This is a genomic window from Hahella sp. HNIBRBA332, from assembly GCF_030719035.1.
Classification (GTDB): domain Bacteria; phylum Pseudomonadota; class Gammaproteobacteria; order Pseudomonadales; family Oleiphilaceae; genus Hahella.
This window is the reverse complement of the sequence record NZ_CP132203.1, coordinates 961,430-977,949: the sequence shown is the minus strand read 5'-3', so window position 1 is coordinate 977,949 and position 16,520 is coordinate 961,430. Positions and strand designations below refer to the sequence as shown.

The 16,520-nt window shown below is 56.0% G+C and carries 14 protein-coding genes; 4 read left to right on the top strand and 10 right to left on the bottom strand.

Annotated features, from left to right (window positions below):
• Window positions 1–4: 4 nt before the first annotated feature.
• The 4 genes from gspN to O5O45_RS04555 form a co-directional block, all read right to left on the bottom strand.
• The gene (gspN, locus tag O5O45_RS04570; protein ID WP_305904090.1) at window positions 5–754 is read right to left on the bottom strand and encodes a type II secretion system protein N; all 750 of its coding nucleotides are present in this window, start codon (window positions 752–754) and stop codon (window positions 5–7) included.
• A gap of 380 nt (window positions 755–1,134) precedes the next feature.
• Complete coding sequence (gene groL, locus O5O45_RS04565; RefSeq protein ID WP_305904089.1) at window positions 1,135–2,784, bottom strand: chaperonin GroEL; 1,650 nt, start codon at window positions 2,782–2,784, stop codon at window positions 1,135–1,137.
• Window positions 2,785–2,837: 53 nt separating this feature from the next.
• Window positions 2,838–3,128 (bottom strand): co-chaperone GroES, encoded by a 291-nt coding sequence (gene groES / locus O5O45_RS04560; protein WP_011398380.1) that lies wholly within the window; start codon window positions 3,126–3,128, stop codon window positions 2,838–2,840.
• Between the two features lie 170 nt (window positions 3,129–3,298).
• On the bottom strand, window positions 3,299–3,805 hold the full coding sequence (locus O5O45_RS04555; protein WP_305904088.1) for an FxsA family protein: 507 nt from the start codon (window positions 3,803–3,805) through the stop codon (window positions 3,299–3,301).
• 315 nt (window positions 3,806–4,120) lie between these two features.
• Between O5O45_RS04555 and O5O45_RS04550 the strand changes: the two genes are divergently transcribed.
• Window positions 4,121–4,882, top strand: a complete 762-nt coding sequence (locus tag O5O45_RS04550) for an SDR family oxidoreductase (protein ID WP_305904087.1) — start codon at window positions 4,121–4,123, stop codon at window positions 4,880–4,882.
• A 97-nt stretch (window positions 4,883–4,979) separates the two neighbouring features.
• Window positions 4,980–5,300 carry an MGMT family protein gene (locus O5O45_RS04545; RefSeq protein WP_305904086.1) on the top strand — a complete coding sequence of 107 codons (321 nt, stop codon included), beginning with the start codon at window positions 4,980–4,982 and terminating at the stop codon, window positions 5,298–5,300.
• Between the two features lie 18 nt (window positions 5,301–5,318).
• Here the strand turns inward: O5O45_RS04545 and O5O45_RS04540 are convergent, their stop codons facing one another.
• Both O5O45_RS04540 and O5O45_RS04535 read right to left on the bottom strand, forming a co-directional pair.
• The gene (locus tag O5O45_RS04540) at window positions 5,319–6,899 is read right to left on the bottom strand and encodes an AmpG family muropeptide MFS transporter (protein WP_305904085.1); all 1,581 of its coding nucleotides are present in this window, start codon (window positions 6,897–6,899) and stop codon (window positions 5,319–5,321) included.
• A gap of 125 nt (window positions 6,900–7,024) precedes the next feature.
• Window positions 7,025–7,510: a YajQ family cyclic di-GMP-binding protein gene (locus tag O5O45_RS04535; protein WP_305904084.1), complete on the bottom strand. Its 486-nt coding sequence runs from the start codon at window positions 7,508–7,510 to the stop codon at window positions 7,025–7,027.
• A gap of 520 nt (window positions 7,511–8,030) precedes the next feature.
• On the opposite strand from O5O45_RS04535, the gene O5O45_RS04530 reads away from it, so the two are divergent.
• Window positions 8,031–9,017: a response regulator gene (locus O5O45_RS04530; protein WP_305904083.1), complete on the top strand. Its 987-nt coding sequence runs from the start codon at window positions 8,031–8,033 to the stop codon at window positions 9,015–9,017.
• Window positions 9,018–9,535: 518 nt separating this feature from the next.
• On the opposite strand, the gene O5O45_RS04525 is transcribed toward O5O45_RS04530, so the two are convergent.
• From O5O45_RS04525 to O5O45_RS04515, 3 genes are read right to left on the bottom strand one after another with little or no spacing between them, the layout of a single operon-like run.
• The gene (locus tag O5O45_RS04525) at window positions 9,536–11,107 is read right to left on the bottom strand and encodes an FGGY-family carbohydrate kinase (protein WP_305904082.1); all 1,572 of its coding nucleotides are present in this window, start codon (window positions 11,105–11,107) and stop codon (window positions 9,536–9,538) included.
• Window positions 11,104–12,756 carry a glycerol-3-phosphate dehydrogenase/oxidase gene (locus tag O5O45_RS04520; RefSeq protein ID WP_305904081.1) on the bottom strand — a complete coding sequence of 551 codons (1,653 nt, stop codon included), beginning with the start codon at window positions 12,754–12,756 and terminating at the stop codon, window positions 11,104–11,106. The genes O5O45_RS04525 and O5O45_RS04520 overlap by 4 nt, the downstream gene beginning before the upstream one ends.
• Complete coding sequence (locus tag O5O45_RS04515) at window positions 12,744–14,399, bottom strand: FAD-binding oxidoreductase (protein WP_305904080.1); 1,656 nt, start codon at window positions 14,397–14,399, stop codon at window positions 12,744–12,746. The genes O5O45_RS04520 and O5O45_RS04515 overlap by 13 nt, the downstream gene beginning before the upstream one ends.
• A 217-nt stretch (window positions 14,400–14,616) precedes the next feature.
• Between O5O45_RS04515 and O5O45_RS04510 the strand changes: the two genes are divergently transcribed.
• Window positions 14,617–15,660, top strand: a complete 1,044-nt coding sequence (locus O5O45_RS04510) for an AraC family transcriptional regulator (protein WP_305904079.1) — start codon at window positions 14,617–14,619, stop codon at window positions 15,658–15,660.
• Between the two features lie 31 nt (window positions 15,661–15,691).
• Here the strand turns inward: O5O45_RS04510 and O5O45_RS04505 are convergent, their stop codons facing one another.
• Window positions 15,692–16,495, bottom strand: coding sequence for a helix-turn-helix domain-containing protein (locus O5O45_RS04505; protein ID WP_305904078.1), 804 nt, complete (start codon window positions 16,493–16,495; stop codon window positions 15,692–15,694).
• Between the last annotated feature and the right edge of the window lie 25 nt (window positions 16,496–16,520).

The following is a 16,520-nucleotide window of genomic DNA, read 5'->3' as shown; positions in this document are numbered from 1 at the left end:
GTCGTTAAAGTATCCGTTGCTGCACCCGGAAAACAATGTCGTCAGGATTCGCCTGTTTACTCCAAGGCGCGCCCGCCAGGTCCAGCAACCGTTTGCGAATTTGTATCTTCGCTGTGCCGTCCCGCGTTACCTGAGCGCTCATAACGGGTTTGTTTTCCGTGCTATCCAGTACTTCCAGGTGAATTTCCTCACCCTCCTGTTTAATCAGCCCCTGCAACGGAGGCATTGTGGCGGTCTTATTCTCCCGGCCCATCGGATAGGTAACCGGTCCGCCCGCCCACTGCGCTCGCCCTGAAGCTCGCACAGGAAGACCTGTATTTGTATCCAGCGTCACATCCAAGCCGCTGATCTTCAGCTCTCCACTCAGATTTAGACGATGGCGGCGCAACGCAGGCGCCAGCGCCGCCAAATCCAGAGAACCATCAGCAAGCACCCGGACTTGATCAAATCCATCCAGTGCGGCTTTGGCGTCAATATCGATTTTGTTGGCGCGAAAGTTCAGCGCCAGAGCGTCGCCCATCAGTAGCAGGCCGGATGGATACACATCCCAATCCAGCACGCCAGTGGCCCAAGAATGAGAAATCAGTGCTTTGCCTTCCCAAAGCGTGCCCTGCAGCTTCTGCACCCGCACGGGAAGTTGGTTGGCGGGACCCCCAGCCTGACGCCACACAAACTCCACAGGCACGAGTAATACTAACCCCGCCAGATAGGTCAGGCCGCCAATAATAACCAATCCTACAATTTTTTTTATCACTTCTTTGGCCTACAACCTTCCCAATCAACCACTGAGCATATGCATACGCGCAATGGACTACATTCTAATTGTTGAACCGACAAACCCTACTACGCCAAGCCTCGGCGGCCATTGTCTCTGGCCGGGCTCCGCCTCCGGGAGGTTTAAGACAACTGTCGCGAACAGCAGAATTCTTTTATCTTCGCCTCAAAACACAGGCTATAAATTCTTACATGGTAACAAAAGCATAGCAGTGTTTTCTAAAGAATATTTGCAACATTGGCAACGTGTTTGAGGTTAAACATTCTTAATAGACCCCACCACCCGCTTCAGGCTCTTCGCGCCATAAAAAAACCCGGCCGAAGCCGGGTTTTTTCCGCGGGAGCGTTATGAGGGGATGATTACATCATGCCGCCCATGCCGCCCATTCCTCCCATGCCGCCCATGTCTGGCATGCCGCCTTTCTTGTCGTCTTCAGGCAGGTCAGAAACCATACACTCGGTAGTGATCATCAGACCAGCGATAGACGCAGCGGACTGCAGTGCGGTGCGGGTAACTTTCGCAGGATCCAGAATACCCATTTCCAGCATGTCGCCGTATACTTCAGTACCGGCATTGTAGCCGAATGCGCCTTCGCCCTGACGGACTTTGTCCACAACTACGGAAGGCTCGCCGCCAGCGTTAGCGACGATCTGACGCAGAGGGGCTTCCATCGCGCGACGCAGCAGGTTGATGCCTACGTCCTGATCAGCGTTGTCACCGGTCAGGTCAGAAACGGCCTGCAGTGCGCGCACCAGCGCTACGCCACCGCCAGGCACCACGCCTTCCTCAACCGCAGCGCGGGTGGAGTGCAGCGCGTCTTCAACGCGGGCTTTCTTCTCTTTCATTTCCACTTCAGTCGCTGCGCCAACTTTGATAACGGCTACGCCGCCAGCCAGTTTGGCAACACGCTCTTGCAGCTTCTCACGGTCGTAATCGGAAGAAGTTTCTTCGACTTGACGACGGATTTGCGCAACGCGCGCTTCGATGTCGCTCTTAGCGCCAGCGCCGTCAATGATAGTGGTGTTTTCTTTAGTGACGACAACACGCTTAGCGGTGCCCAGGTCATCCAGAGTAGCGCCTTCCAGGTTCAGGCCAACTTCTTCGGAGATGACGGTGCCGCCAGTCAGGATAGCGATATCCTGCAGCATTTCCTTACGACGGTCGCCGAAGCCAGGCGCTTTAACCGCCGCCACTTTCACGATGCCGCGCATGTTGTTGACAACCAGAGTCGCCAGCGCTTCGCCTTCCAGATCTTCAGAGATCACCAGCAGAGGCTTGGAAGACTTGGCGACAGCTTCCAGCACAGGCAGCATTTCGCGGATGTTGGAGATTTTCTTGTCAACCAGCAGGATGAAAGGATCTTCCAGTTCAGCGCTCATGCTGTCTTGGTTGTTTACGAAGTAGGCGGACAGGTAGCCACGGTCGAATTGCATACCTTCAACCACGTCCAGCTCGTCTTCCAGACCACTGCCTTCTTCAACAGTGATAACGCCTTCCTTACCAACTTTTTCCATGGCTTCAGCAATGATGTTGCCGATGCGCTCGTCGCTGTTGGCGGAGATGGTGCCAACCTGGGCGATGGACTTGGAGTCTTCGCAAGGACGGGAGATATTCTTGATTTCTTTGACCGCAGCGATAACTGCTTTGTCGATGCCGCGCTTCAGGTCCATTGGGTTCATACCCGCTGCAACGGACTTCAGACCTTCGTTCAGGATCGCCTGAGCCAGTACAGTTGCAGTAGTGGTGCCATCGCCCGCTTCATCGTTGGTTTTGGAAGCAACTTCCTTAACCATTTGCGCGCCCATGTTTTCGAACTTGTCTTTCAGTTCGATTTCTTTAGCTACGGACACACCGTCTTTGGTGACAGTAGGCGCGCCGAAGGACTTGTCCAGAACCACGTTGCGGCCTTTCGGGCCCAAAGTGACTTTAACTGCGTCGGCTAAGGTGTTAACGCCCGCCACCATGCGCTTACGCGCGGAATCGCCAAATTTAACGTCTTTAGCTGCCATAACAAAATCCCATTACTTGTTAGTTGATGACAAAAGTCTTTAGTTTCGGAGTGTTAGCCTTCGATAACGCCGAAGATGTCGCTTTCGCTCATGATCAACAGCTCTTCGCCATCAATCTTAACGGTGCTGCCGGCATACTGGCCGAATACCACCTTGTCACCGACTTTGACCGCCAACGGACGGACATCGCCATTATCCAGAATACGGCCTTCGCCCACAGCCAGAACTTCACCCTGTGAAGGCTTTTCTGCCGCATTGCCGGGCAGTACGATACCACCGGCAGTTTTGGTTTCTTCTTCCTTACGGCGCACGACAACACGTTCGTGTAACGGACGAATTTTCATTTCGCTTTTTCTCCCAGTTAGAACATTTAACTAGCTGACTTTTTGGTTTTAAACAGCAGCCGGACATCCGGGTTGGACCAAGAACGCCGAGTGCTTAAATTGTGGAGGTTTAAATGGGGCCCGGGGCGAGGATTTCAACACCCCGGCTATAATTTTTTTAAATTTTTTTCCTAGTCCTCTCGGGTGTACTCGCCTTCAATTACCTTATCCCCGCCAGCGCCTTGGCGTGGGCCGCCGGAAGGTCCTTCGCGGAAGGGAGCGTCACGCTCTGAGGACGTAGAATAGGTCGTCTGGCTATAACTGCTTCTTACTACTCGCCCGCTACGCAACAACGCGCCGCCAATACGGCCTATGAGCAATTTGCGCGTCAAAGGCGTCAGCAGAACGAACCCCATGAAATCGGTCAAAAAGCCTGGCGTCACCAACATGGCTCCGCCAATCAGCAACGCGACGCCTTCCAGCATTTCTCCTGCGGGCAGCTCGCCCGCCTGCATTTTCGCCTGCAGACTGCGAAGCAGAGAAAATCCCTGCCGTCGCAACATGGTCACACCGATAATTCCGGTGACGATAAAAATCGATACAGTCGGCCAGAAGCCAATGGCCCCGCCGACTTCAATGATCAGATAAATCTCAATTAGCGCTATGAGGGGGATAAGAAAAGGTATTCTGCTTAGCATGATTCCGTCGTTACATCAGCCAGTGTTATGCAGGTGGAAATCGGTTCCTGGACCGTTTGGTGGTCGGCGAAATTACTGCCATAATACTGGCTTTACGAGCGCCTCCGGGCGCAGCCGCAAACCCTAGAACACCATATAATTCAATATAGTAAGCGGTAATTCAGCGTGGAGGAGTCCCGCCCCTGGCGGTCCGCTCCCCTCTATGAAGCGTATGTATCTTCACCTGTCGTTACTATAGATGGAGTTGTTTATTTCTATTTCAACGCGACGGACAAAGATTATTGTTTTTTCACTATCGAGAGAGTGGGACAAGTTATGCAATTGAAAGATTCTATGGTTGTGATTACCGGTGGCGGCCAGGGCCTGGGCCGCGCGATGGCGCTTTATCTCGCCGAAAAAGGCGCCCGCCTGGCGTTGATCGACCTGTCTGAAGAGAAACTGCAGGAAAGCGTCGCCAAATGCGAGGAGCTGGGCGCTGAAGCCAAGTACTACCTGTGCAATGTCGCCAAGGAAGCCGACGTTGAAAGCGTGTTCGCCCAAATTGCCGAAGATTTCGGCGGCGTCGACGCGCTGGTCAACAATGCGGGGATCCTGCGGGATGGCATGCTGATCAAATATAAAGATGGCCAGGTCACTCACCGTATGAGTCTGGAGCAATGGCAGTCCGTCATCGACGTCAACCTGACTGGCGTCTTTCTGTGCGGACGCGAAGCCGCCGCCAAGATGCTGGAAAGCGGCCGCAAGGGCTGCATCATCAACATTTCCAGTATTTCCCGCGCCGGCAACATCGGCCAGACCAACTACTCCGCCGCCAAAGCCGGCGTCGTGGGCATGAGCGTGAGTTGGGCGAAGGAATTGGCGCGCTTCGGTATTCGTTGTATGGCGATTGCTCCCGGCTTTATCGAAACTGAAATGACCGGCTCGATGAAACCCGAAGCGCTGGAGATGATGACCAAGCAGATTCCTTTGCGTCGCATGGGGCAGCCGAATGAAATTGCGCAAACAGTATGCTTCATTCTGGAAAATGACTACCTTTCCGGCCGCGTCATCGAAGTGGACGGCGCCCTGCGTATCTAGCCATAAGGGGCTTCGGCCCCTTGCTTTTTACTTCACCGTGAAGCGAGACTCCGTTTCCTTTCGCTAATAGATTCACTGACCGATCTGCACCGCCTTCATGTCTGAACTCAGCCAACAGGAAAAACTGCAAGCTATCTGGTTCGTTGTCAGCCAGATTCCTCCCGGAAAAGTAGCGACCTATGGCCAAGTCGCCAGCCTGGCGGGACTGCCCGGGTTGTCTCGATATGTGGGATACGCCATGAAACAACTTCCAGACGGCTCCAGCATCCCCTGGTACAGGGTCATCAACAGCCAGGGGAAAATCTCTTTTCCACCGAAGTCGAAGGCTTTTTTTCGTCAGCAAAGCGCATTGACCCATGAGGGCGTCGAGGTTCACAACGGACGCATCCCTCTGAAACGCTTTCAATGGGCGCCCTGACCAAAGCCACCTTCATCTTTACTTCAAAACTGCTTCCAGACGCACCCTCAAGAAGGTCAAAAAGATCAGGCTGGGTGTAATCATCAGCGTGGTGATGATAAAAAACATCACCCAGTCGCCATCAAGACTATCCACCAATACGCCGCTGTATGAGGCCAGCAAGGTCCGCCCCAAGGTTCCGAGAGACGCCATCAGCGCATACTGCGCCGCAGTGAAGGCGCGGTTGCACATCACGGATAAAAACGCGACAAACGCAACCGTGGACCATGCAGAAGTAAACCCATCGACCACCACCGCCGACACCAGCATGGGCACGCTCGGCCCTACCATCGCCAACGCGGCGAACATCAGATTGGAGGCGGCCATGGCGATGCCGCCGATCATTAGCCCGCGATACAGCCCATAGCGAATATTGACCAAGCTGCCCAAGATCGAGAAGACAATCGTCACCCACCAGGTAACGGCCTTGGAATAGATGCCTATTTCTTCGTCTGTGAAGCCAACTTCTTTATAAAAGACCACCGACATCTTGCCGAGAAAGGCCTCGCCGATTTTGAACAGGAAGATAAACAACAGGATCGACGCCGCCAATTGCACGCCATTGCGCCGGAAGAACTCCGCCAGCGGTTCGATGAACGTAGTAAGCAGCCAGATAAGCGCGCGCTGATCCCAGCGATTTGCGGAACTGTCAGGCTCACCCTCCACCGCCTGCGACTCCCAGCGCCATAAGGTGCGGATCATCCAGGCTAACGCCGCCAAGTCCGCCATTGCAATGAATAAGGTCAACGGTGTGGAGGCGCGCCACTCTTCCGCCAGCCCTGGCTTGCCGATAATGGACCACACCGCCAGGGCGATCATCGCCATCAGGGCGACAAACATGGCGAGCGGCTTCGCCTCGCCTTTTGATCCCAGCACCCGCGCATAACGGGATTCAGCCGCCTGCTGTCCATTCTCACGGTTATTGTCCGGCTCGCTCGCCACCCACCAGGTGAACGCCATCAATACCACCACGACGGCGGCCATCAGCACATACATGTCCGCCCACCCCCATTCCCAGCGCCCGACCAGAATAAACGGCGCAGCGCCCAGGCCCGCGTAGCCAGTCCACCAACCGGCGGTGGCCATGGCGGACGCCGCCGACATCATCTTGCCATCCCCTTCCGGAACAACGTCAATACGATAGGCGTCAATGGCGATATCCTGCGTCGCCGCGAAAAACGCCAGCGCCAGGGCAATGGACTTGGCGAGCAGCAAGTCGTCCGCCAGATCCACTCCTGACATCGCCCAGCAACACATCGCCACCAGAGCCTGCATCATCAGCACCCAGCTGCGGCGCTGTCCCAGAACGCGAGTCAACCAGGGTAGACGCACTCGGTCCGCCACTGGCGACCACAAAAAGTTGGTCGAATAAGCCAGGAACACCAGACCAAAAAAACCGATGTCCGTGCGCGAATAGCCCACGTCCTTCAACCAGGCTGTGACCGCCGAGCCGATCATGACAGCGGGAAAGCCGCTGGAGATGCCAAATACAAAAATGGTCAACAGGCGTTTATCGAGGTAATAGCGCACCCCGTCGCGCCAGGAGGTCGGCGTTTCCAAGTTTCACAACCTTTTGTTTAGGGAAGAAATTCTGGCTCAGGATATAGTCAGGTGAGACAAAGCTCCAGCACCCAGGAGCTTAATATGCGGTAAGGAAAGGCCGGCCAGGGACCGGCCCGAAAGAATCAATCGCGGAAATTGTTGAATTGCAGCGGAACGTCCAGGGATTCGTCGCCGCGCAACAACTGGATAGCTTCTTGCAGATCATCTCTTTTCTTACCAGTGATGCGCACTTGGTCGCCCTGGATAGAGGCCTGCACTTTCATTTTGCTTTCTTTAATCTTCTTGACGATGTCTTTGGCCACTTTCTGCTCCAACCCTTCTTTCAAGGCATAGGAGCGCTTCACTTGCTTGCCGGATTTTTGATCTGTTGAGTCGCCCAGTACGCGCAGGTCGACTTTGCGCTTGGACAACGTAGTGTTGAGGATCAGCAGCATCTGCTCCAGCTGAAACTCCTGCTCCGCCGCCATTTCCACCGACTTTTCAGACAGGGTGAATGAAGCCTCGACGCCCCGGAAGTCATACCGCATTTCCAGTTCCCGATTGGCCTGGTCCACCGCGTTGGTGAGTTCGTGACGGTCTATTTCTGAAACAATATCAAACGAAGGCATTCAATTCTCCAAATAGTCATTAACGTTTGCGCCCATCATACCCGCCCGCGCCGTAAAGGTCGCGCCTGGCGAGGGTCTTTCGTCGGCTCCGCGACGAATACGGACTCTCATCAGCATTCCTGGCCGACACACTAACAAATAACTTTCTCGGCACACTCCACCAACGCAATCCTGACGCGGCTGCATGCAAAACTGTAAACACAACGTTACACCTGGCCATGTCGCCAAGATCCGCCATGTGTCCGATAGCAATAAACTACAAGCCGTTTATTATAACTCGCACGAAAAATGCAGCTATACTTCTGACAACTAAGTTATTTCAAATAAAGTCTTGCAAGAACGCACGTCCGGACCAACCGCCCAGGCCTGACGGCGGGCAAGCCCGGGCCGATTATCGCGGCCGGTTACGAAAGTTCTCACTTCATACAACCCATCCCGGCGACCCCATCCGTCGGAGCGTTTATTGAACTATCGAGAATTTTTAAATGTATAACCAATAAGGTTGAACTGGACTTATTCCATGCCGAATCTAGATTTATCCATCCTTGTGGTCGACGACGCCAAATTCAGCAGCGCCATGATCGCCAAGACATTGAGAAACTCCGGTTATCACGATGTGCGTATCGCCCACAATGCTCCCTCCGCCCTGCAAATGCTTGAAGAACGCCCTGTCAGCGTATTGATCGCCGACTGGCTGATGCCCGAAATGGATGGGTTGGAACTGACGGCCAAGGTTCGGCAACTTGACGAAGCAAGCAATCACTTTACCTACATCATTCTGCTGACTGCCAAAGAAGGCGTGGAAGCACTGGCTGAAGCCTTCGATCGCGGCGTCGACGACTTCGTTTATAAATCAGAGATGAACAAACAGTTGCTGCCCCGCGTGTTCGCCGCAGACCGGATTTCCGATATGCAAAACACTCTGCTGGTGGCCAATCAACTGTTGATGGATAACATCAAGGAACTGCAGGAACGCAATGTGCTGGATCTGGCGACCGGCCTGGGCAATCAGGTGCTGGCTCGCGAGCGTCTCACTGATACGCTGCGTCAAATGGAGTCCCGCGGCGGCGCTGCAAGCTACCTGCTGCTGGGCATCAAGAACTGGCAGACCATCAAGAAGCACTTCAACCCAGCAATACTTGAAGAAATCGCCAACGGCGTGTCTCGCCGCCTGCGCCATCTGACCCGGCCTCTGGATACAGTCTGTCGCATCTCCGAGAATCAGTTCGCGGTCATTGGCCAGTTTTCCAGTCTGGAGCAGTGCACAACTAGCTGCTATCGCCGCATTCACGACGGCATCAACCTGAAGGCGTTCAAAACCACCGCGGGCTTCGTTTCCGTTCAGGCGGGCACCAGCGTGTGCGCCATCGACGGCAGCACCACGACGCCAAAGGCTCAGCAAGTGGAAAAAGTCGCCTTGCGCCGCCTGCAATACGCCTACGAAACCGCCACTATCGCCCTGGCCCTGTGGCCGGAGGTCAGCGACGAAGTCAAAGACGCGGAATAATGTAGATTAATCAGACGGCCGCCGCCTCTCATCTGGCGGCCCATCAGACATAAAAAAACCGGGACGCCCCGGCTTTTTTATGTCTGCTCGACAATCTCCATCCAGATGCGACGAAACTGCCAGAAAAACACTCTTTACGTAACCCCCTTATTCCAATCGGGCTATAAACTTAAAGCCCTTTCTGGCCTGGAATAACAAATACTTACGTCAATAACAGAAATGTTTCAGCAGCCGCTCCGTTATATCCTTTTGTTACAAAAGCAAAACAACCCATTACTCAAACACAACTGAGAATCGAGCCGGCAGACACTAAGATTTAATCGTGGATTTGAGTAGTATCCCCCACTTAGAGCAGGGGGGTTAAGTTGTACCCCCTGCTTCTTTTGGGCTTCAAATCTCCAGGTTTCCTTGCCTTTTTGTTTCATTTTTATCCTTAGCAGGTTTCTTTGGGGTGACGCAGTTTGTCGCCCCTTTTTGTTTATATCCCCCGCTGATGTCCAACTTAGTCTCGTCACACTCTATCCGGGATATCCCGTTATCTCCCTGATCGATTGATAGAGTGGCTGCAGCTGCCGATACATCTTCAGATAGACCTCCGAATATAGACGCTCATAGACTCTCACCACCTCCGGTCGCGGCTGAAAGGTTTTCCCTACACGGGTCATGGCGGCGATGGCGGCGTCAAAATCCCTGTGCACGCCCAGTCCAACCATCGCGTCAATGGCGGCGCCCAGCGCGGATGTTTCATAAGTATGAGGGCGCTCCACCGGGAGATTGAAAATATCCGCCGTCAGTTGCAGAGCGGCGTCGCTCTGCGAACCGCCGCCGGATACGCGCAATACGCGCATTTTGACGCCAGACTTCTTCTCGATTTTTTCCCGCCCCTCCCTCAAGGCGTACGCCAGCCCTTCCAAAATCGCCCGATACATATGAGCGCGGGTGTGCACATCGCCAAAACCGATAATCGCTCCTTTCGCCTCCGGCCCTGGGCTGCGCACGCCGGGCGACCAGTAGGGCTGTAAAGTCAGCCCCATAGACCCTGGCGGTACGGCGTCGACTAGTTCGTCGAACAATTGCTCCGGCTCAATGCCTCGTTCCTTCGCCACGCCTTCCTCGCGCAGACCAAACTCCCTCTTGAACCAGCTTACCATCCAGAAACCACGATAAATCATGACTTCCGTACAGTAGCGCCCAGGGATCGCGGACGGATACGGCGGCATATAAGGAATGGCTTCCACGTACTTGGCGTTAGTGGCGTTGATAGTAGCGGTGGTGCCGTAACTCACGCAGCCGATGTGCGGGGCGGAGCCGCCCGAGCCGATAATCTCACAGGCCTTGTCAGACGCCGCAGCGATAACAGGCAGGCCAGCGGGTAGACCTAGCCAAACTGAGGCGTCAACAGTCAACGTCCCTACCGGCTGACCCGGCTCCACCAAATCGGGTAATTGCTCTCGGCTTACCGGCATAGCGCGCCATTTCCAGTCTCGCGCCGAAGCCCAACACAGCTTCTTGTAATCAAAGGGAATGTATCCGACCTGACTGCCGATGGAGTCCACATAATTTCCGGTCAGACGAAAATTCAGGTAGCCCGATAACAATAGGAGCTTGTGCGTGCGCCGCCAGAGTTCCGGTTGCTGCTGAGCCAGCCAGTTGGCTTGGGTCTTTTCCCGAAAACGCTTGACGGTCTCCTCCACCCTGGCGACTTTGAACAACACATCCCAGACGCCGCCCAATTTATCCTGCGCCTGCGCGTGGCGCTGATCCAGCCAGATGATGGCAGGACGTAAAGAATTACCATCCCGATCAACGCAGATGACCGTACCGCGCTGCGTCGTCACCGTGACCGCCGCCACCTGTTCAGGCGCCACCGGACTGCTGCGCCACATCAGACGACAAGCCTCTCCCAACGCATCCCAATAATACTCAGGATGCTGCTCCGCCCAGCCTGGCTGCTCTGAAAAATAGGGCTCGATAGGCTGCTTGCCTTTGGCGGCCACATTGCCGAGGTCGTCGATTAACAGGGCGCGCACGCTTTGGGTGCCGTTATCGATAGCCATTACGTAGGTGCGGGCGGATGCGACCGTGGTCATGCGCCGCTCTCCTCTGTCTTGCGCTGCGTCTGCGTCGCATCGCTGATCGCTGTCATCCCCGGTACGCCAAAGTGGCGCTGAAACAGATTTCGATAGCGATCCGCCTCGTCACGCCAAACCGCCTCCGACCATCCGAGATAACGCTGACAACGCCGGCCGACCTCCTCCAACATGGCCTCTGCGCCGTTCGGCGCCAACAGGCCCAGACGGGTGCGTCGCAACATCAGGTCATCCAGATGAACCACGGATTCGTTTTGCAACGCATGATCAATCTCTCCCCAGAGCAGATTGGTTCCGGTGATGGGCCGCAGGCGCTCTTTGTCCTTCTCCAACATAGATGCCCCGGCGGAGCCGTAGCGTCCGCATAACCGCCGATACATCGACGGCGAGACGCCGCATTCCGGACTGTAAGGCGGCGCGCCATTGGCGAACACCCGGGCGTCCGAAGCATTGAACGCAACGCCGTCGAGATAACGGGAGGCTTCCTGCAGCACATCCAACGCAATCAATCTGAATGTGGTCAGTTTGCCCCCCGCGACGGAAATCAGTCCATTATCATTCCAGATCGAGTGCTCGCGCTTTTCTTTGGAGGGGTCCGCCGCGCCGCTGGATACGACGGGACGAATGCCGGAGTAAGTACACACGACCTCCTCCGGCTGCAACCGCAGGGACGGAAACATGTGGTTCACGCCCCGCATCAAGTACGTCATTTCGGCGGCGCTGATGCTGACATCCTGCTCCATGTCCTGTGTATGATCGAGGTCCGTGGTGCCCACTACGGTGACGCCTTCCCAGGGAAATGCGAAGACGGGACGCTTATCATCCGGGTGAAATCCGCTCACCGCATAGGCGACCGGCAACCGCCAGTGAGGCAAGACCAGATGACTGCCGCGCAAAGGGCGAATTTGCGCATCGACGCCTTCCTGCATGCGCAATTGATCAGACCAGGCGCCGGTGGCGTTCACCACCACCCGCGCCCGCACTTCACAATTGCGGTCGGCGATGGTGTCATGCAGCACCACGCCATGCATACGTCCATTGACGCGCACAATTTCTCTAGCGCCGCAATAGTTCATCGCCACGCCGCCTTCCGCCACGCCTTGACGCAGAATTTTCAGCACCAAGCGGGCGTCGTCAGTCACTGCGTCGCCAAAGCGGCTGAGCCCACGCAGCCCCTCCGCGTTCAGACCCGGCGCCAGATAGGCCGTCTGTTCCGGCCCATAGGCTTCATGATTCCTCGCGCCCGCCATGCGGTCATATACATCCAGCACGCGCTGAAAAATAAAACACGGAGGAAATTCGCCGCGATAGTGCCCCATTAAAAAATTCAGCGGCTCCACCAGTCCCGGCGCTTCCTCCAACAGACGCTGACGCTCTCGCACAGAGTGACGGGTCAGCGAAAGCTGTCCCGAGGCGAGGTAGCGCAATCCGCCATGCACCATTTTCGATGACTTACTGGAAGCGCCCCAGGCGAAGTCGCGCTTTTCCACCAGCAGCGCCTTCAGGCCGTATCTTACCGCCTCCCTCAATACGCCGGCGCCGGTAACGCCGCCGCCGACAATCACCACGTCCCAGACATGCTTGCCGGACTCCAGCATATCCCAGAGCTTTTCCCGTTGTTGTGGCCGCCAGTAGCTCAGGTTGTCCATGCATCCCCCCGTTTGATAGCCTTTTTGGCGGTGGTTTGCGGCTCCTCCACACTAGCGATCAATGTTCCCGGATTCATCAATTGTTGGGGGTCAAATTCACGACATAACGCCGCGATCGCGCACATACCCAGCTCTCCTTTCTCCACCGGCAGAAAAGGGGCGTGATCCTTACCCACGCCGTGCTGGTGACTGATGGTGCCGCGATTGTTGACAATAATCTCGGAAGTGGAACGCTTCATGCGCTCCCAGCGCGCCAGCGTCTCCTCATAGCTGGAGCCGGATTTAAATACGTAGGTGGTGTAAATGGAGCAGCCCTGTCCATAGAAGTGCGACAAGTGCGTGAACACATGCACCCGCTCCCCTTCCCGCTCCAGGCCCGCGCGTAGATTAGCTTCGATTTTATTGAGCAAATGATCGACATTATCCCAGTCGGTGGCGGTTTCCAGGGTGTCCACCACATAGCCGTCACGCCATAGCGCTTCCCGAAGATAAGGCATAAGGAAGCGTTTTTGCGCCCATTTGTGACCCAGCAATGTGCCCGTGTTAACGCCTCGTTGCCGTTTAATCAGCGCATTGAGCTGACTCTTGGCGGCGCGACACTGGTCCGCCGTTCCTGTCACGCCGACGGTCATCATGCATTTGCCATTGCCGGCCCCGCGCCACTTCAGATAACGCTCCAGCCACTCGATCTGTTTAGGATGCCCCGCCAGCGCCAACTGCGTTTCCGTCTCCACCGCGTTGCTGACCCGCAGCATGGACAACTGCACCTTGCCCTGAACCAGCTCGCGGGCGGCGATTTTGGCCTGAGTCCAGGAGGGGAACACAATGACGTAAAAATCTTCTTTTTCCGCCAGAGGCGTCACCCGAACTTTCACTTCCGTGAGCACCCCCATGCGCCCTTCCGAACCCAGGATGATTTCGCGAATATCCGGCCCCGCCGACGAAGCAGGAAAGGTGGGGATATACATAGTTCCCCGCGGAGTCTCAACGCGGCCGCCGGCAAAGAGCTGTTCGATACGGCCATAGCGCAGGGACTGCTGCCCGCTGGAGCGACTGGCGACCCAACCTCCCACCGTGGAGAGTTCAAAGGATTGCGGAAAGTGTCCGAGGGTGTATCCCCGCGCCCGCAATTGCGCTTCCAGATGCGGGCCGGGGGTCCCTGCGCCGAAAGTGGCGAGCTGACTCTCTTCATCCAGCTCCAGCAGGCTGTTCATCCGCCCCATGTCCATCGTCAGGATGGGCTTGTCCGACTCAAACGGGTTGATGTGTCCCGCCACGCTGGTGCCGCCGCCGTAGGGAATCACGACGATGTCCCGCGCCAGACAGAAGTCCAGCAATTCGCGTACGTCCTCCGAGCTTTCGGGAAAAGCCACGCCATCGGGGAAATACAGGAAATCGCCGCTGCGCATGGCCAGCCAGTCCGGCAGACTTTGTCCGCGCGCGTGCCTGACGCGGGTTTCGGCGTCAGTCGTAATCAGAGGATGCGCAGGCAGACGCGACGACGGCGTTCGCGCCAGCACGCTCTCCAGCGACGCATCAGCGAGCGGCGCCGCCTTACCTACGCGCTCATGCAGAAATCCAACGCCGCCCGGCGGCAGCTCCATCCCGTTATTTTCATCGCCCCAGCCATTCCAACGCCGCATACCTGTCTCCCCGTGTGAACCTGTTTCTGTCGCTGTCTGCGTCCGTCGATAGCGGCGTCGCTAATTCAACGGACCCCGGCCCTATGATCTGTCGCCATTTCGGGCCTGTTCTCTGCGGCATATACTAATTAAAATCCGTCGTCAGTCACTGTCGGATTAAGACAGCCCCGGTATCATTTGGCGACATGCGTCAATAAACGATGTAATAGACTAAGAAATGAACGCCAACCAACACTTGGGATTCGCCTCCGTTCCCGCCGTTAATCAATATTTGCGCTTCGCCGCCGACTCCGGCCTGGATTGCAAGCGCGCCCTCGCCGCCGCCGGCGTCGATCCGGTCATCCTGCAAGGCGGGCAGAATCAGCGCATCAATGGCGATCAGTTTCAGTCTTTGTTGCGAGATCTGGCGCACCAAGCCCAGGACCCATTATTGGGATTGAAAAGCGGAAGTTATGTGCAACCCGGCTCCTATAGCGTGCTGGGCTATATCGTCATGAGTTGCAGCACATTAAGGGAGGCGGTTGAGCGTATCATTCCGTTTGAGAAGCTGGTCGGCGACATGGGCGTCACCAGTCTGACGCGAGAGGGCGCGCAGACTCTGATTCGCTGGGACTGCGCCTACCCTGATCCGGACGTGCGTCCGCATATGATCGCCAATGTGCTGGCGTCCTGGGTCAACTTCGCCCGTTGGCTGGCAAACGCGGATAATGCCGCGCCCTTGCAGGTTCTATTTGAACACCCGTCCCCCGGCCCTGAGTTCGAACCCGCCTACCAGCGAGCTTTCCAATGCGAAGTCATCTTCGACAGCCCGATGAGCGGCCTAGTAGTGAACGACTCGCTGCTGGACACGCCTTTGCGGCAGCCGGACCTGTTACTGCGGCAAACGTTGGAAAGCCACGCCAGCGCCCAGATCAAAACCCTGGATGAAGAAGATCTGAGCTTATTGACCCGGGTGAAGAACGCCATTCGCCACCAATTGCGCCATGGCGTCAGCCGCCAGGACATGGTGGCGGAACGGCTCGGCGTCACCGCTCGCACGCTGCAAAGGCGGTTAAGCGAATACCATAGCAGCTACCAGCTGCTGCTCGACGAGGTGCGTCTGGAAATGGCGCAGGATATGTTGACCCATTCAGACGTCCCTATTCCGGATATTGCCCGCCAGCTTGGCTTCGCGGAAGTGCGCTCCTTTCACCGCAGCTTTAAGAGTCATACGGGGGTAACGCCCGGTGAGTTCCGCGACAACGCCGGCGCGCCCTCTTGATTGCCCCACTCGAAGCTTTGACTGAAACCGCCTAAACACCCTGTTGCGGTATAGCGATCAATGCATCCTCAGGATCGACCTCTAACTGCGCAAACCAGTCAAACGGACTCAAACACAATGTCCACTTCACCGGGACCAGTTGATCCACCGGCAGCAGCCGTTCGTCCTGATAGGCGCTGCGCCGCACCTGCCGAATCAGCTCTTCCATATCCCGTCGCCAGCGCTGCAGGGTGCTTTGGGAAACCCGCCGAAACCCGCTGTCAAACAGCCGGTCTTCCTGCTCATACTCGTCCAGGACCTGGGACAAAAAACGGCTGTTCATGCCTTTAATATGCTCATGCAATGCCCCTCCCAGAGGAAAACTCAAATGCCCCTCCACTCGCAGCCGAATCTCCAGTCCCTGCTTGATATCCAGAAAACGCCAGACTTCCAGCGCGCGTAGGAAAGAGTACATCTGCGCCTGCGATAGACCATGACGCGCCTGAATATCGGTGACGCTATATCCCTGCGTGAGCAGGAACAATATATTGAAATGACTGATATGGGAGGCCAGAAAATCCTCCTGTTCCGGCGTGATCTGAGTGAGAGGCTCCTGACGATTGCGCGCCACCAGCATCAAATCAAGCAGAGAGACGCCAATCGCCTCACAGATTTTTTCCAGCCTGCTGAGTGCGCAATCCTGGTCGCGAAAAAGCCGCTTAATGCTCTGCTCCGACACGCCCAATTTTTCTGCGATGTCGCGGTAGGTAAGTCCTTTGGCTTTCAACGCGGTTTTTAGCACGGCAATCAGTTCTGACCGGTCGCCCCCCTGATTAACGCCCTGCTCTTGATTCATATGACACCTTTCTTCATATGTCGCT

What these genes read in the sequence shown, in the direction of transcription:
- groL (WP_305904089.1), bottom strand. Translation starts at nt 2,784, where the DNA reads ATGGCAGCTAAAGACGTTAAATTTGGCGATTCCGCGCGTAAGCGCATG.
- groES (WP_011398380.1), bottom strand. Translation starts at nt 3,128, where the DNA reads ATGAAAATTCGTCCGTTACACGAACGTGTTGTCGTGCGCCGTAAGGAA.
- O5O45_RS04555 (WP_305904088.1), bottom strand. Translation starts at nt 3,805, where the DNA reads ATGCTAAGCAGAATACCTTTTCTTATCCCCCTCATAGCGCTAATTGAG.
- O5O45_RS04550 (WP_305904087.1), top strand. Translation starts at nt 4,121, where the DNA reads ATGCAATTGAAAGATTCTATGGTTGTGATTACCGGTGGCGGCCAGGGC.
- O5O45_RS04545 (WP_305904086.1), top strand. Translation starts at nt 4,980, where the DNA reads ATGTCTGAACTCAGCCAACAGGAAAAACTGCAAGCTATCTGGTTCGTT.
- O5O45_RS04535 (WP_305904084.1), bottom strand. Translation starts at nt 7,510, where the DNA reads ATGCCTTCGTTTGATATTGTTTCAGAAATAGACCGTCACGAACTCACC.
- O5O45_RS04530 (WP_305904083.1), top strand. Translation starts at nt 8,031, where the DNA reads ATGCCGAATCTAGATTTATCCATCCTTGTGGTCGACGACGCCAAATTC.
- O5O45_RS04525 (WP_305904082.1), bottom strand. Translation starts at nt 11,107, where the DNA reads ATGACCACGGTCGCATCCGCCCGCACCTACGTAATGGCTATCGATAAC.
- O5O45_RS04520 (WP_305904081.1), bottom strand. Translation starts at nt 12,756, where the DNA reads ATGGACAACCTGAGCTACTGGCGGCCACAACAACGGGAAAAGCTCTGG.
- O5O45_RS04515 (WP_305904080.1), bottom strand. Translation starts at nt 14,399, where the DNA reads ATGCGGCGTTGGAATGGCTGGGGCGATGAAAATAACGGGATGGAGCTG.
- O5O45_RS04510 (WP_305904079.1), top strand. Translation starts at nt 14,617, where the DNA reads ATGAACGCCAACCAACACTTGGGATTCGCCTCCGTTCCCGCCGTTAAT.
- O5O45_RS04505 (WP_305904078.1), bottom strand. Translation starts at nt 16,495, where the DNA reads ATGAATCAAGAGCAGGGCGTTAATCAGGGGGGCGACCGGTCAGAACTG.